Annotated in this window: 13 protein-coding genes and 1 tRNA gene; 7 read left to right on the top strand and 7 right to left on the bottom strand. The window is 46.2% G+C overall.

Features of this window, described 5'->3' with window-relative positions; translation table 11 throughout:
- Positions 1 to 27 precede the first annotated feature (27 nt).
- From RCI_RS04745 to RCI_RS04755, 3 genes are all read left to right on the top strand, one after another.
- Positions 28 to 687, top strand: a complete 660-nt coding sequence (locus tag RCI_RS04745) for an NAD(P)/FAD-dependent oxidoreductase (protein ID WP_048198057.1) — start codon at positions 28 to 30, stop codon at positions 685 to 687.
- 301 nt (positions 688 to 988) lie between these two features.
- Entirely contained in the window at positions 989 to 1,339 is a 351-nt protein-coding gene (locus tag RCI_RS04750; protein ID WP_012035264.1) for a PadR family transcriptional regulator, read from the top strand.
- A gap of 12 nt (positions 1,340 to 1,351) precedes the next feature.
- Positions 1,352 to 2,077 (top strand): RDD family protein, encoded by a 726-nt coding sequence (locus RCI_RS04755; RefSeq protein ID WP_048198059.1) that lies wholly within the window; start codon positions 1,352 to 1,354, stop codon positions 2,075 to 2,077.
- Between the two features lie 32 nt (positions 2,078 to 2,109).
- Here the strand turns inward: RCI_RS04755 and RCI_RS04760 are convergent, their stop codons facing one another.
- Both RCI_RS04760 and RCI_RS04765 read right to left on the bottom strand, forming a co-directional pair.
- Positions 2,110 to 2,514, bottom strand: coding sequence for a pyridoxamine 5'-phosphate oxidase family protein (locus RCI_RS04760; RefSeq protein WP_012035266.1), 405 nt, complete (start codon positions 2,512 to 2,514; stop codon positions 2,110 to 2,112).
- 125 nt (positions 2,515 to 2,639) lie between these two features.
- On the bottom strand, positions 2,640 to 3,389 hold the full coding sequence (locus RCI_RS04765; RefSeq protein WP_048198061.1) for a winged helix-turn-helix domain-containing protein: 750 nt from the start codon (positions 3,387 to 3,389) through the stop codon (positions 2,640 to 2,642).
- 181 nt (positions 3,390 to 3,570) lie between these two features.
- Between RCI_RS04765 and RCI_RS04770 the strand changes: the two genes are divergently transcribed.
- Complete coding sequence (locus RCI_RS04770) at positions 3,571 to 3,810, top strand: MTH865 family protein (RefSeq protein WP_012035268.1); 240 nt, start codon at positions 3,571 to 3,573, stop codon at positions 3,808 to 3,810.
- Between the two features lie 154 nt (positions 3,811 to 3,964).
- Here RCI_RS04770 and RCI_RS15690 read toward each other — a convergent pair whose 3' ends face one another.
- Positions 3,965 to 5,815: a sensor histidine kinase gene (locus RCI_RS15690; protein WP_012035269.1), complete on the bottom strand. Its 1,851-nt coding sequence runs from the start codon at positions 5,813 to 5,815 to the stop codon at positions 3,965 to 3,967.
- Between the two features lie 588 nt (positions 5,816 to 6,403).
- On the opposite strand from RCI_RS15690, the gene RCI_RS04780 reads away from it, so the two are divergent.
- A complete protein-coding gene (locus RCI_RS04780; RefSeq protein WP_012035271.1) occupies positions 6,404 to 6,787 on the top strand; it encodes an HNH endonuclease in 384 nt (127 codons plus the stop codon).
- Positions 6,788 to 6,980: 193 nt separating this feature from the next.
- Here RCI_RS04780 and RCI_RS04785 read toward each other — a convergent pair.
- Positions 6,981 to 7,065: transfer RNA gene (locus tag RCI_RS04785), tRNA-Leu, on the bottom strand.
- Between the two features lie 84 nt (positions 7,066 to 7,149).
- Between RCI_RS04785 and RCI_RS04790 the strand changes: the two genes are divergently transcribed.
- Entirely contained in the window at positions 7,150 to 8,106 is a 957-nt protein-coding gene (locus RCI_RS04790) for a tyrosine-type recombinase/integrase (protein ID WP_048198063.1), read from the top strand.
- Positions 8,107 to 8,353: 247 nt separating this feature from the next.
- Positions 8,354 to 8,899, top strand: a complete 546-nt coding sequence (locus tag RCI_RS16615; protein WP_012035273.1) for a DUF2971 domain-containing protein — start codon at positions 8,354 to 8,356, stop codon at positions 8,897 to 8,899.
- Here RCI_RS16615 and RCI_RS16620 read toward each other — a convergent pair.
- The 3 genes from RCI_RS16620 to RCI_RS04800 all read right to left on the bottom strand — a co-directional run bounded on the left by RCI_RS16620 (position 8,882) and on the right by RCI_RS04800 (position 14,380).
- Entirely contained in the window at positions 8,882 to 9,448 is a 567-nt protein-coding gene (locus RCI_RS16620) for a hypothetical protein (RefSeq protein ID WP_148266530.1), read from the bottom strand. The two genes, RCI_RS16615 and RCI_RS16620, sit on opposite strands and share 18 nt — an antisense overlap.
- A gap of 198 nt (positions 9,449 to 9,646) precedes the next feature.
- Positions 9,647 to 11,275 carry an AIPR family protein gene (locus RCI_RS04795; protein ID WP_048198065.1) on the bottom strand — a complete coding sequence of 543 codons (1,629 nt, stop codon included), beginning with the start codon at positions 11,273 to 11,275 and terminating at the stop codon, positions 9,647 to 9,649.
- 510 nt (positions 11,276 to 11,785) lie between these two features.
- A complete protein-coding gene (locus RCI_RS04800) occupies positions 11,786 to 14,380 on the bottom strand; it encodes a phage/plasmid primase, P4 family (RefSeq protein ID WP_048198067.1) in 2,595 nt (864 codons plus the stop codon).
- Between the last annotated feature and the right edge of the window lie 564 nt (positions 14,381 to 14,944).

Raw genomic sequence — 14,944 nt, forward strand, 5'->3', positions numbered from 1 at the left:
TCTAATTTATACTATTTGGTGGAGACTATGACCAGGACAAACATACCCGAAAAAGGAGCGATCATCCAGAGAGACATGGAGACGTTTTCGATATCGCCCCACATCCCCGGCGGCTTTGTCGAGCCCGCAATGCTGAGGAAAATCGCCGACGTGGCCGAGAAATATGGCGCCAGGTACGTGAAGATCACGGGCGCCCAGCGCATTGCCATCATCGGAATACGTGAAGAAGCCCTGGACGACGCCTGGGCGGAGTTCGACGATCGCTCCAAGGCCATAGGCATGACGATCAGGAGCATCCAGATGTGCCCCGGCACAAGGGCGTGCAAGAAGGCCAGACAGGACAGCCCCGGGCTGGGCTTTGCCCTCGATGAGGAGTTCTACGGCAAGCCTGCGCCGGCCAAGTTCAAGATGGGAGTATCTGGCTGCCCCAACTGCTGCAGCGACTCCTGGATGAAGGATCTCGGGTTCATCGGCACCGAAAAAGGGTTCAACGCAGTCGTCGGCGGCAAGGGCGGAGGGACGCCTAAGCCCGGCAGGGAGATCGCCGAAGGCCTGACGGCAGAACAGGCTGTAGCACTGGCCAGAAAGGTCATCGCGTTCTACCGGGAAAACGGCAAGGCCCCGGAGCGCCTGGGCGCAACCATCGAGCGCGTCGGTTTCGAGGCGTTCCTAAAAGCAGTAAACTGAGACGCCCTGCGGGCGTCAAATTATTGCCACAAACCGTTTCTAGCAGGCGGCTCTGGAAGAATAACCTCGTCAACAGAGCTCCTTGCTATCTTTTTTCAAGTGAGCCGGAACGCCGGAATTCACCACATACAGCAAAGTAAAGCGATTTTTTATTGCCAACTCGAGCCAGTTTCCGTCGCTGTCGATGCTTGGGCCACAAAAGCAAACCTATATATAATTGTATTATGTACATATTACTAATAGGTATACTAGACTAATACATAAGTAATAACTAATACATAAGTAATAGTATGTGGTACAGATGCAGACCGATCTGGACAAATGGCTCAAGGAATTGAGAAAAGGCAGCTCCAAGCTGGCGATGCTCTCGCTGCTCTCGAAGCGGGACATGTACGGCTACGAGATCACCAGAGAGCTGAACAGCATCACGGAAGGAGTCATCTCGCTGAAAGAGAGCAACGCTTACCCGATCCTCCACACCATGGAGACCGAAGGGCTGATCAACAGCTACTGGAAGGAAACGGAAGCCGGCATGCCCCCCCGGAAATATTACAGGATAACTGACCAGGGCCGGGAATTCTTCGACGAGATGCGGCGGGAATGGCAGAAGCACAACGAAGCGATGGGAAAAGTCTGGAAATACCAGGGATAGGGAGGTAATAACATGGAATTTGCCGAAGATGCAAAGCAGGAGATAGAGAAAAATCTGAAAGAGATCATGAGAAACACGAATGCAGATGACAGGGACCGGATAGAGATCGAGAAGGAACTGCGTTCGACCTACTATGAGGCAGCGGAGAGCGCCGCCAGGTCCAGGGGCGCAGCCAGAGTAACGGCAGCCGATGTCGTAGCGGCGAAAGCGGACATGGGCTCCCCCTTAGAGACAGCCGAATGCCTGACGAAATCCTATGCCGGCACGCTCCGCAGAGCAGGTTTCTGGCCCCGGCTGGCGGCGTTCCTCATAGACAACATCATCATGGTCGTCGCCTCGCTGATCATAATGGCGCCGATGTTCTTCGTGATGGCAGCCCTTGACTCGCCCACAGATTCGGCAATCCCGCTGGCAGGCAATTCAATGCCGGTATATACCCTGGCCTTCGCGCTCATGTTCGTCACCATGATCTCAGTCATAATCATCGCTTTCGGCTACTACATCGTCCTGGAAGGACGCTATGGCTACACCGCCGGCAAATACCTCCTGGGCCTGAAAGTCCTCAAGACCGACGGCACGAAGGCAGGATATAAGGAAGCCCTGCTCAGGAACCTGTCCAAGTACATCAACAACCTGATCGTCATCGACGCGCTGATCATGCTGATCTTCTTCAACAAAGAGAAACAGCGGGGCTTCGACAGGATAGCGAACACGATGGTAGTGCACGCGAGGGGCTGAAGAGGGGGAGGGGAAAATCCCCTCGATAAAAATCAGAGGATCTGGTCGCCCGCAGCAGGGCCCGGGGCGCACTGGTAAACTCCGGTGATCTTCATGATCAACAGGTTCTTTGCATGCGCGCCGGGCATCTTAGACCTGACTATTTCGTTCAGCTTCTCGAACTCGGGACCGCTTGATTTCACTGTGATGTCCCCTTTTAGCTGATAGCAGCCCTTTGTTTCGGGCCCGTGCAGGTAGATCGATGCCCGCGGGTTTTCCTGGACATTTTTAAGAGTCGTCTTCATGAAGATGTCGCCGATCCAGACAGTCTGATCGTCGACCAGCATCACGAACCCGTGAGGAGTTACGTTGGGCTCTCCAGCCTTTGAGGCGGTGGCGATCGGAAACAGCTTTACGGTGTCAAACGCCTGCTTGATCTCGTTTGTTAAATTGACCATAGATGGTTCACCAGTAGTAGATATATACTATACCACTATATACTTAAGCGTTATAAAAATGTACAAAGTGCACTCTGTTGACCCTTTTCGGCAGTAAAAGAAAAAAAGGATCTCAAGGCACCGGCTTAAGAGTTCAGGGCCGCGTGGACTTCATTGATTTTGTTCATCACCGTAAACCCTTTTTCAGTGATGAGATATTCCCCGCCTTCGTGCTTCTGAAGGATCATCCCGGTATCGAGCAGCTTCTGGATGTGGAACAGCAGGTTGCCCCCGCGAAGCCCGGTGAGCTCCGACAGAGCCGAGAAAGTCTTCGTTTCTACGTACAGCGCTTTCAGGATCTGCAGACGGGCCTTATTGGAAAGGGGATCCAGGACGCTTTCGACGAACTCTTCTTCCGGCAGGGCCGTGATACTCGTGCGCAGTTCCTCTCCGGAATTATAGATCCGGAGTGACTGCATCAGGCTGACCTCCTTCGCGAAGAGCTTCGAGACCTCGGTGAAGCAAACGCTGCATTTCTTGTACGGCGCCTTTTCCCGGATCTTTTCCAGCTCGGCCCTGCGTTCGCCGATCTGGTCTTCGCCGACCCTGTCGAGCAGGATGAGCCCGGCGTTCCGGGAGAGCACTTCGCCGAACGTATTGCGGCAGGTCTCCCGCATATCGCAGCGCTTCACCATGCCTGTATCCAGCCCTTCGTCGATATCTTCGAGCAAGTGGGCCTGCAGAGCCCGGGTGACGTCCTTCCGAGAGCTGGCAAGCAGTAGCTCGAAGTACTGCTGGTTGGTCTGTTCAGTATACTTCCTGAGGTCGTTCTTAACCTCCGCGAGCTGCTTTTTAATCTCGGCGAACTCCCGGCTGGCCTGCTTACAATTATCCATCACGGATATCTAGCCCGGCCGGGCAGATAAATTTTTTTATCACAATAACTTTTAAGGTCACAAAGATGTACTTTGTACAATTTCATGACGCTCATGTATATATTTATCACCGGCATACAGATAATACGGGTATGCTAGCTGCCCAGAAAACGACACATGAACGAAGGAGGTTTACAGACGCATGACCGCGAGAAATGAGTTCTACAAGCAGATCACCGGCGCCCTCGCCGGAGCAAAGTTCCCGATCAACACGCCCCAGGAGCTGCTGGCCGCTTTCCCCAACGGCGCAGACACGACGTGCCAGGCCGACGGAGTCAAGATGACGGCCGGCGAAGCAGGAAAGCTCCTCAAGCCGGGAGATTTCCCGTTCAAGAGCGCAGGGCAGGTGGCAAACACAATACTGGAGCGCGCAGGATTGTAAAACTAGTTTCCAAATTTTTTTAATTAGTATTCTCCCGGCCTCTCAAACGTATTTTACCAGCGACAGCCGGACCACCACATAATGGATTGCAGGAAACATACAGGCACCCTGATCGGGCAGATGCATGTTTCCTGATCCCTGTCCGGCCCGCCGCTCATTTTCCGGGGCCCGGGACCGGGAAGGTGATCTTAAAGCAGGTTCCGCGGGTCCCGACCTGCATAATGACCCCGTCAAGCTGCCCGACGAGGGTGTTGACCAGCAGTAGACCCAGGGAGGGCGACGTGCGGAAATCGAAGCCCTCTGGCAGCCCCTTGCCATCGTCAGCCACGGTCAGCTCGTATTCCCCGGCGACTCGTTTCATGCGGACGGAAATTGTTCCGGGCCGTCCCCCGGGGAACGCATACTTGAAGGAGTTAGATACGAGCTCGTTGATGATCAGGCCGCAGGGTATCGCAACGTCGATGTCGAGCGAAATATCGCTGATGTCCAGATCTATCCGGACGTTTCCGCCTGCCACATAGGACCGGGACAGGTAGCCGGTCAGGCTGCCGACGTACTCCTCAAAATCGATGTGCGACAGGTCCTTCGACTGGTACAGCTTCTCGTGAATCAGCGCCATCGTCCGGATACGATCCTGGCTTTCGCGGAACTTTTTATCGAGGGATTCTCCGGTAATGCTCCCGGCCTGGAGGCTGAGGAGGCTGGAGATGATCTGGAGGTTGTTCTTCACCCGGTGATGGATTTCCTTGAGCAGCACCTCCTTCTCCTGCAGCATCGCGAGAGCCTGGCCTTCGGCTTTCTCACGATCTGCAATTTCTCTCTTCAGGGCCTCGTTCGAGCGAATAAGCCGATCGCACGCCGTCTGCAGCTTTTCTTCAGCACGCTTCCGATCAGTGATATCCCGAAGCACGTATAGCCATCCGGAAGGCTTTCCACGGCTGTCGTGCAGGCAGGATGACCGGATGTCCAGCCACCGGACATGGCCGCCGCTATCCGCCCGGGCCTCTACAGGCGTCTCCCGGCGATCCTGTAAACAGCTCTTCAGCCCCGGCGCCTGAACCAGCACGTCATCCAGAGATATGCCTACGGCCTCCCCCTCAACACCGATCATCCGACCCGCAGAATCGTTCAGCTCGACTACGATGCCCCGGCCGTCGATGACGATGATGCCATCGCCTGCATCGGCGATCAGCTGTGCGCTGGCGATAGTCATGATGTCGAAGAGGTGATTGCTAAAGATACACCAGCTGACGTAGACGAACGCGATCGCCAGCAAAAACGGGAACGGGTCGATGCCGCCCGGCAGGCGAACGCCGAAAATGTAGAGCAGGTTCCCGGCGATAACCAGTGCAGCTGCAATCAACACGGACGAGATCTGCGCGCGACGCTCGACAGACGATTTCATCGCAGTAGCTATTAGCGCCATAACGCCCACAAAAGCGAAGAAATAGGCGTAAGCGGTAAAGAGGTAAAAGAGAAGGCCATGGCTATAAATGGCCATTTCCCCCGGCACAGGCCCGAGCGTTACACTGGGCCATAAAAGGCCGTGCCATTCGTTGGTGAAGGCCAGCACCAGCACGACAGCAGGAAAGATCCACAAGGCCAGCGCCTGCTTCCCCCGGATCCAGGTTTTACGCCCGCAAAAGTCCATGGCAAAGGAGAAGAAGAGCAGGCCGAGGGATACCACCGCGATGTAGGACAGTTTCCCGAAGAGAATCTTGGTCGGCAGGTCTACCGCCGCCATCTCCAGGACTGCCATCACCGCCCACTCGCTGATCATCAGCATCAGTAGCGCAAAATACCGGCCTCCCGGCGATGTGCGACGCACCCAGACGTACACAGCCATGAGGAGCGTAACGATCCAGGTGATCACCATCGCTATCATGTAAGGCGTATCGTTGAAAGCGAAGAGGATGCTCATGACGTCACCGGTGTCAGGCTTTAATTGTTGACTGTACAGCTCGAGAGGAATGGAGACTCTGGCCAGCAGTCCAGTTGTCACCATGAAAATTGTAAGATGGTTTTACTGGTCGTTTAATGAGTGGGAATGAGATGTTAATGCCTCTTTATAAGTATATGCTTTCAAAAAGGTAATTAGATAAAGATAACCAGAAAGTTAAAAAGGGGCTGCATCCCGGCCTAATTCTGCTTTTAAGCGACGCACACTTGAAGGCCTGCATAAAAGTCTCTATTCAAGGGTAGAGCGCTACCAGAGTATATGAGAGGCTTCCATTGCCCGTCAATCCGGAGATAACCCTTTCATACCAGAGTTTCTTGTTTAGCTGGATGATCAATGAAAGTACATCGTTAGACATACCAGGTCATCGCACTGAGGCTAAATTTTTAGATGCCACAAGGGCTGAAAACCCTACCAGGTCAATCCAGCACATCCATGGCATGCCATGCGCACGTGGTGCCGATGATGCCAGATACATAGCCATATTTTCTGGTACTATCCGTCGCTTTTCCATATACACTTCCTTTATGGCACTTATGCTAGGCGAAATAATATACCATCAAAAGGTATATATCTTTGCAGATTAACCGCTTATTATACAAGTATTTATTAAAGAAGGCGAATTAATGTTCGGATTTGACGATCCTTTCGGCATGGAAAAAACAGAACAACAAAGAACGGGATACCCGGCGGAGCTTTACTGCTTCGCAAAAGAAACAGTTGCAGTATCAGCAGGGCGGTAAATGTGCAATGTGCAAGAAGCCGCTCGACCCCAGAGACATCGAGTACGACCACAAGAAGGCCTGGGCCGACGGCGGTCGCACCACGATCGTCAACGGCAGGGCGTTATGCGGCAGTTGCCATAACAAGGCCTCCCATGGGCAGCACCTGAATAAGGTCGAGAAGAAGCCGAAGAAGCCGGCGAAGAAATCGACGAGCCCCTTCGACGTCTCGCTCCCGCCGATGGAGTTGCCGAAGATGAAGACGCCAAAAGGCAAGGGCGGGTTTGGATTATTCTAAAATTTCATAGACAAAAGACAAGGAGGTGACAGGCATGGCGAAGGAACGTGTAAACAACCCCAAGACTCATACCGATATGAGGATCAGGCAGCGCACCACCGAGAATGGCCGTAAAGGCCAGTTCATGAAAAAGTGGTCCCCGAAAGACTAAACGTTATAAGGGGCTGCGTAGCTCCCATTCTTTTTTTCCAAGTGCGGGGGGTGCGATTCGAACGCACGAACTCCTTCGAGATAGGATCCTAAGTCCTACGCCTTTGACCTGGCTGGGCTACCCCCGCGTGTTATGCAGAATTTGGCTTCAAACCTGTGATCAGTACGAATATTTTTTGTCCTATGTACCGAGTCAGGAGAGGCATTAGTCTATGGCTGAAAATACTATAAAAAGCCTTCGTGTGAATCAAGAGAGTAAGCAGAGGACAGAAAGAAAGAGGATTAGCTTCGGAACGATACAACAAGCGCAGATAGCTGTCAATAAGCCCTTAGATAAATACGCCACGCTCGAAAGGCTTGAGAACTACCTGATTTACACGAAGAGATATAGCAAGGTCAATATCAAGGCAGTAATGGACTCTGCTACATACCTTCTTAGATACTACGACCTGTCAAAGATAGATGCAGAAAAGGCGCAGGAAATCGAGGAGCACCAGAGAGAAAAGGGAATGAAATCGAGGACTATTGTCCGAAGGCTGCACACCCTTGAGCTTATTAGTGAAGCCATAGGCCAGCCAGTAAAGATCAAGAAGCCGAAAGTCGTAAAGGAAACTAAGGTCGGACTGACATTATTAGAGTGTCGGGCTTTGATGCAGTCGGCTAACTCAATCCGTGATCGTGCCATTATCAGCTTAATGCTTTGTACAGGGGCCAGAGCGAAAGAGATCGTAGCTGCGAACGTTGATGACATTGACCTTAAACAGAGATTCTTCTATATTCGGGCGCACAGCCCTGACGAGATAGTTAAAAACTACCGTGAGCACAAAGCCATTTTGACGAAGGATGCCGCAAGGTATATTCAAGAATGGCTTGATATTCGGCCAGAGGTCGATGAAAAGGCGCTATTCCTCAATACGTGGGCTGAGAGGCTTACGAAAAGCGGCCTGCATAAGATCGTAGTCAGTACAGCCAAGAGAGCAGGCATCGAAAAGCGATGTTATTCACACTTACTAAGGGCTGCTTGCGCCACTAACATGCTGCGGTCTGGTATAAGCCTAAATGACGTGGCTGCACAGCTAAATCATAGGTCGATTCTCAGTACCATGGTCTACCTGACAAGTGACACTGAAACCCTACGTGATAGTATAGATAAGCGATTTATCCTTTAATCTCAACCATTTTTCTTTTGATTCAACCAGATTTTATATAGTAATCTTTTCATTAAGGTATTGTGTATCTTAAACATCCATCTTTTAACAGTCCGGACGACCCGAATATTAAAATTTGGAGATATATGAGTTTTCCAAAGTATGTTTCATTACTTGAAAAACAGGCACTCTACTTTACATCAATAGATAATTTCCCAGATAAATTGAGGGCACGTTACCAAAAGCGAGTAGAGAAGCTTTAAAACAAATGATAGCACCAACTGATGATAAAAAGCTAAAACAAAGACGTGAAAAACTTGCCCTAAAGGGATTTAATGATGAATCTATTGTTAATTGTTGGCATATGAATGATTCGGAATCACCTACGATGTGGAACTATTATTCAGAAAATGCCCAAGGTATAGCGATAGAATCTAATTTTTCAAGATTATGTGATAGCTTTGTAAATTGCCCATTTGAGGTACGTATCGGCATTATTACATATATGGATTATTCAAGAGAATCAATACCAGTGCCCCCTAATGCTTTTGATCAACTTTTAATAAAAAGGAAAGAGTTTAGGGATGAAAGGGAGCTAAGAGCAGTAGCATCTTATTACCCACAGGAATCTAATGGTATACGAAAGAAAAAACTGAAGGGCAAGTATTTGCCAGTAGACTTAGACATTCTTATTAATGTAATTCATGTATCCCCAGATTCTCAGAGATGGTTCAAAGATTTAGTCGGATCTGTATCTGTAAAATATGGGATCGAAAAAACGATCAAACAATCGAAGTTATATGGTAGAGTTTGACTCGTAAACGATTCTGGGAATACATCCTTCCCTATCATGCCATATTACCATTATCTTTGACATGTTATTATGCGTTTCTAATTCTGCGATAGCGGAATTAAGACTATCCATGTCTAAATTATCTCCATATATCAGAGAGATCCCATATCGGTAACTTGTATTATTTATAAATCCCAATAGCTTAATGATATCATCTTTTATTTTAGATATCCTATTATTAGTTGTTTTTATTTCTATTATTACAAAATTACTTATTTCATTTTGTATGCCCGGGGTATGGATTATAAAGTCAGGTTTAGGGCCGTGCTTAGGTTCAACACCATACGCATTACAAAATGACTGATGAGAGCATTTATCTAATTCACCCATTAAGCAATATTCATAATCGTCACCTAATTGTATTCTTAATTGGTGATATAGCTCATAACAATAAACCCTTTCTTTATAGCAGTCAACCGATTCAGCTCTTTTTACATGATAATATGAATCATTAATTTCGGATATACTTGTAAAAAGTTTGCTTTTAAAAAAATCCCAATCTCCAGGCATATATGAAAAATCTACAAGCTCTTACTTAATACTTCTTCATCAATTGTATTTCCATAACATCCTCGTATAGGCAAATATTAAACAGATATAACGGCTACCAGATGGTGTAGGGTCATAAGCATATTTTTCTGATAAACAACTCACTACCAAAAATATAATACTAAATAACTTCATTATAATAAAAATATTTAAAAAATATTATTCGGTAAATACTTTTGAAATTTTATTCTTTCCATTTCTTAAAAGTGTATTCACAAATACGCCTCTTGAGGATAGTTTTTCTGAAATTTCTAGAGATTTAAATGTAGTAGGAACAGTAAGTTCAGCATTTTCTACATAATCTCGAAGTCCAGAATAAAGCTCCAATATAGAATTATCAATACATGCATCAAGCTTTATGTAAATATCCTCATAATCCGTAATACCTAACTGTTTAAATGCCTCATTATAAAGCCATAATATCTGATACGCAGATGACTTCCATTTTGTCTGATCTGGCTGGTTTAGTGTTTCCTCTTTTAAGAACTCCCGAATCTTTTTTAACATTAATGAAGGTATTATTCTTTTTAAAAGGAATAATCTGACGCTTTCCCGATCACCAGTCTTTTGCAAGGTTTTCATTTCTTCAATTGGATATATAAATGGGTAGTAATTCGGATTTTCGGTAAATATCTTTGATGGAGTACCATATGATACATATGGGGCATTTAAATAAAACGCAACATATGCCTGACAAATATCTTTCATTGTTACCGATACGTGATCTCTATCTGCTTTTTCGCCCCTTCTAAATATATAGCATATTCTATATTCATTTTTTAACCATTCTTTCATTATTTTATGGGCAGGTTCGATCGCACGCATATCTTTATTATTGGTCGCATTTTGCGCGTTAGAAGAGCGTGTTAGTTCCCGGGCGAATGTAACATCTAAATCTGCGACTTTTATTACTTTAACAAAGACCCAAATAGGTTCCGATAAGGGGTTATTTTCTAAATATCGGGATATTGTCGTGATGGTTTGGGCGCCATTAACAATTGTTAGATTTCTAAATTCAATTTGGTTGCTTGGTGTAGGTCTACCATAATGGGTACATAAGCAAACAATACCATTATTTAATTTCCAAAACATAGAACGTTTTTGTTGATCGATAAGGGAACCTTCAATTTGCGAGTTAATCGTTCCTTTTGGCCCTAAATATTTCCGGATGTTAAATGCGAGCAAATCTTCATTATAAATTTCATCCTTTAGCCCACTTGCATCAAATAAACCAAATAGAGAGTCATGCTCAAAAATTGGTGGCTGTTTAAATTTTAACCAAGCATTAATTCCAATAATCCTATCCCATAACCTTCTAAATTCATCTGCATCAATTACTTCAATCTTATAATCAACATCTCCGAAGCCATTATTGTCTAGCCACCTTCTTACTACTCCCCTTGTAGTTCCAAGTATGCGCCTTAATGGAGCATCCATCGTAGATAGTGAAACAACGTACAGCTTAACCAAACTACATTTTGAGATAGAATTATTTTGCTCATTTTCCGCTTTTAATCCTCTCTGAATATCCCTAAATGCTTCTTGGACGTAAGTTGCATCTTCGGAATATTTAAATTGGTATATTTGTAAAACGTTATTTTCGTCGTCATAATATATGGCATCTCTTCCGTGATCCCAGGGGCCATCAATGACCATTTCTTCAGCCTGTTCTGGACTAAAGTCTTGATACCCCTCAATGAACCAATAACCAAAAGCACGATCAGGGGCCATATTTCGCTCTTGGGCAATTTTATCAACTTCAGATCTTATATCATCAATTATACTCATAGAGGTACCCACTTTTTAAATCAATCCCTAGCCCATTCTATTAGGATTCTTCTGTAATATAACTATTCCAAACACAATCAATTATTACAATATAGTATTGTTTATAATAATTAATTATTAAATGAATAACTCGATATTCGAATAACGTACGACGATTATCTGATACATAATATTTTACTATAATATGTGGTAAATAGCCTATAGGCATCAATAATTTGCACTTATTATGGATTTGAAATTAATTCATGATAACTACATTATTTTTATATGAAATATAAAATTATATAATGGTTAATACTTACATATTATTTTACTAAATCTGAAATGATATAGTCATAGAATCTCATATTACCGGCGGTGCCGGCGGTTTACCTACCCATTCATATAAAAATATTATAAAAGTAATTTATAAAATATAATAGGTATACTGGCGGTACTGGCGGCACAATAGTAATACCAAGTAGATACTATACGAAAACAAAAAATGGATGAAGGTTAGGCCGTTAAGCCTCAACCATCATCTATACTTGCAGCGATCAAATCTTCGCAGGTCGCAATAGCGATTTTAAGCTTAAGCCCTATCCGGAGATTTACGGTGCGTTTCCTGCCATCCCGGTCAGTCCGCTTTGATTCTCTAGACTTGAATCCCGAACTCGTAAGACGCTTACCGAAGGCCGTTGCGCTCTGAATCGGTGCGCCTACACGCTCTTGCCAGCTCTTGAATGTAGTGTAAAGCTCCCCTGCATCGACTTCGGCAGATGGATCAATCACGCACATATCCGAGAGGAAGGCAGCGAACCAATCAGCATCCCGCCAGTACCGATCTGAAGCTTCTTTGACTGCCTGTGATATCCTACGAAGGTCATTTGCTTTCCATTTCTGATAGCCCTCGATCATCCACAGTAATATGCCTTCAGCTTCGGCTTTAAGCGCCTCTTCGATCCCCATGTCTACCTGATGTGGTTCAAGTTGAAGATCGAAGGGTACTACGAAGAATTTAGTCTCCGTAGAGCGATCTTTGGGCATAGCCGGCAAGTGATTGCATAGGAAGAATAGCTTGCCTTGGGGTTTATAGTCGAACTCCGCGCCAAACTTTTCTTCCGCCGTGATCGTGTCGCTAAGGAACTCTTTTATCCTTACGTCATTCCATACGGAGTTTTCGGGTACTTCACTGCACCGGATAAACCGCTTTCCCCTTAGCCTTGCAAAGCTGAAGCTTCTGATATTGCCGTTCTTGGGCATGATGAAGGCCGTTGCGTTAGCAGATGAAGCATAATCGCCCATTAGGTAGAGGATAGCCTCAGCTAGCTTAGACTTGCCGTTACGACCGTTACCGAACCACGCAAAGAATTTTTCTTCGCCGGTATACCCAGATAAGGCATATCCTAAGCTTCTTTGCAGGTAATCTGCTAAATCCTTGTCACCACAAGTGATCTCGTCGATGAATTTATCGAACCTTGGCCGCTTCGCTTCCGGGTTATACGCTACATTAGCCCTCAGGGTCATAAGATAGGGCTTAGTACGCTCACCGTGAGGAATAAACTCGCTAGTATCCAGATTAAAGGCACCATTCAGTAGGTTGATCAAGTGCTTGTCCTTGTCAAGTTCATCGACACTATCCAGTATGATGCTCTCAATGGTCATTGACGCCATTTTGATCATGCTCTTGATGTTGCCCACCGTACGCATTTTGTGGAACTGCCTGTATAGGTTCTCTATGTGCGCTTTATGGGCCTTTCTAGCCTCACCTTCAGTAATGGTCTTTGTAAGGCTGCTTAAAAAAAGCAGCCTATCCATGACTAAATCCGCCATACAGGTTATCATTCTGGACAGGTGCGCCTCATCAACGTCCTCTGGCCAGTTCTCACCGTTCCAGGTATACCACTTTTCTGTACCCCTAACATAGCGGATGTCATCACCGTATAGATCAGCAAGCATATCTGCTACGCCTTTCTCGTCTTTGGCATTGTCATACGGCCAGTTCTCAACGTAGTATGTGTTACGGTAGTTCCAGGCAGGTGACTTCACCTTATTGCAGCCTGCGCCACCAGTACACAGCCCGTTAGCCTGCATCGTGACGCACGTCTGACACTTGTACCCCATGCGACGGTAGTAGTTTAAGTAGTGTTCAGTAAGGCCCCTATCGAACTTGGGCGACACACTATACACGCTCAGGATAGCCTCATTTTCAAGGTTCAACCCCATCAGGTAGCAAGCAAGAGCAAACATGCTGTCATTGTCAGCCTTGCCCTCCTTGAGGCTATCAACAATGCCCTTGATGCATATCGGAGCGAACTGCTCCTTGTAGTACCGGTTGGGGATAGGCTGCGCCTCTACTTTGCTGTAAGCGGGGTCAGCCTCAGCCTTTTCGAAGGCTTCAGCATCCATAACTCTGCCAGTCAAACGCAGCAGGTCAATCAAGCCCTGAGAGATAGGCTGTATGGGCTTATTGTTTAGTACCTTGTATTCGCCTTTTACATCTACGCTAGGGGCTGCTACCGCAATACTTCCATTTGCACATATGTCAACACCCGGCCAGTTCTTGTCAGCCCACTTAGGGACTTTCTTACCGTCTGCAAGCTTCTTCATGAAGATGTCAACACCTTTTTTGACGGTCAGATCGCCGCAAGTAAAGTATACATGCAGCCCGCCGCTACGAGTCTCTTCGATATAGGATTCCTTTAACTCTGGGTATAGCTGACACATTAGGTTGTATGTCTCAAGCCCTCCATGCTTTTTATCGAAGTCCCATACTATGTAACCAGACTTGCCGGTCATAACCCCAATTAATGCATACGGGAATTTTTCCCAGAGGTAAAAAACACCTGATCCCTCAGATACAGACCAATCCCACGTACAGTAGGGTATTTTTTTCCCCGGTATTAAGGGGATAACGCTTGCTCCCCTGTGCACCCATAGGAGAGCACCATTTAGGTTCTGCTCCCTGATCGAGTCAAGCTTATCAGCCATTGTAGGGAGATCGGTACTCACACATCCGTCTATCCCAAGCTGTTCTGCCCCGTTCTTCATCTGTACTGTCGCTTCAGCAATCTGGCGAGTCCCGACAGACGGCGAATTTGGATTCGGTATACTATCGTTAACCATTTTATACATCTCCTTGTAGTCGTATCCCCGCCACTGTAGACACGCTTAAATAAACGAAGAACAGAATCTATTTGCTAAGACAGATGCCGCCTTCATGCGCTATATCCACAGCCTTGGGGGCTGCATTCAAAATTTCTCAAAGTTTTATTGAGCTAATTCCTCCAGCGACTACCTGTACTACGTGTGGGTATTTAAGGATTCCTCGCCTCGAAAAAATAAATGACTTTGACGTATGCCGATAATTTAAAAATTTAAAAAGTTTTTGTAAATTACTTCACTTACTTCACAGACTTATCTATACGCCGATAATTTTTTGCAGATTCTTCACATCTTAACAAGTGTTAAGCAATCATTTATATACCAGAGCAATTGGCAGGAATATTGACATGTTTTTATAAAATTTATCGCATTATCTTAATTTATTGCTATGGGATGCCTCGCGCCGCATTATTGGTTTGGAGAAAGTGTACATAGTCCTAAAATCTTATTCCTTGATGACGACACTTTTTAGTTATATTAGTTGCATTAGCCGATTTTCGTAAAGAATGAGATCAATAGTATCCT

The sequence above is a fragment of the Methanocella arvoryzae MRE50 genome (assembly GCF_000063445.1).
Classification (GTDB): Archaea; Halobacteriota; Methanocellia; order Methanocellales; family Methanocellaceae; genus Methanocella_A; species Methanocella_A arvoryzae.

What these genes read in the sequence shown, in the direction of transcription:
- RCI_RS04745 (WP_048198057.1), top strand. Translation starts at nt 28, where the DNA reads ATGACCAGGACAAACATACCCGAAAAAGGAGCGATCATCCAGAGAGAC.
- RCI_RS04750 (WP_012035264.1), top strand. Translation starts at nt 989, where the DNA reads ATGCAGACCGATCTGGACAAATGGCTCAAGGAATTGAGAAAAGGCAGC.
- RCI_RS04755 (WP_048198059.1), top strand. Translation starts at nt 1,352, where the DNA reads ATGGAATTTGCCGAAGATGCAAAGCAGGAGATAGAGAAAAATCTGAAA.
- RCI_RS04760 (WP_012035266.1), bottom strand. Translation starts at nt 2,514, where the DNA reads ATGGTCAATTTAACAAACGAGATCAAGCAGGCGTTTGACACCGTAAAG.
- RCI_RS04765 (WP_048198061.1), bottom strand. Translation starts at nt 3,389, where the DNA reads ATGGATAATTGTAAGCAGGCCAGCCGGGAGTTCGCCGAGATTAAAAAG.
- RCI_RS04770 (WP_012035268.1), top strand. Translation starts at nt 3,571, where the DNA reads ATGACCGCGAGAAATGAGTTCTACAAGCAGATCACCGGCGCCCTCGCC.
- RCI_RS15690 (WP_012035269.1), bottom strand. Translation starts at nt 5,815, where the DNA reads ATGGTGACAACTGGACTGCTGGCCAGAGTCTCCATTCCTCTCGAGCTG.
- RCI_RS04790 (WP_048198063.1), top strand. Translation starts at nt 7,150, where the DNA reads ATGGCTGAAAATACTATAAAAAGCCTTCGTGTGAATCAAGAGAGTAAG.
- RCI_RS16615 (WP_012035273.1), top strand. Translation starts at nt 8,354, where the DNA reads ATGATAGCACCAACTGATGATAAAAAGCTAAAACAAAGACGTGAAAAA.
- RCI_RS16620 (WP_148266530.1), bottom strand. Translation starts at nt 9,448, where the DNA reads ATGCCTGGAGATTGGGATTTTTTTAAAAGCAAACTTTTTACAAGTATA.
- RCI_RS04795 (WP_048198065.1), bottom strand. Translation starts at nt 11,275, where the DNA reads ATGAGTATAATTGATGATATAAGATCTGAAGTTGATAAAATTGCCCAA.
- RCI_RS04800 (WP_048198067.1), bottom strand. Translation starts at nt 14,380, where the DNA reads ATGGTTAACGATAGTATACCGAATCCAAATTCGCCGTCTGTCGGGACT.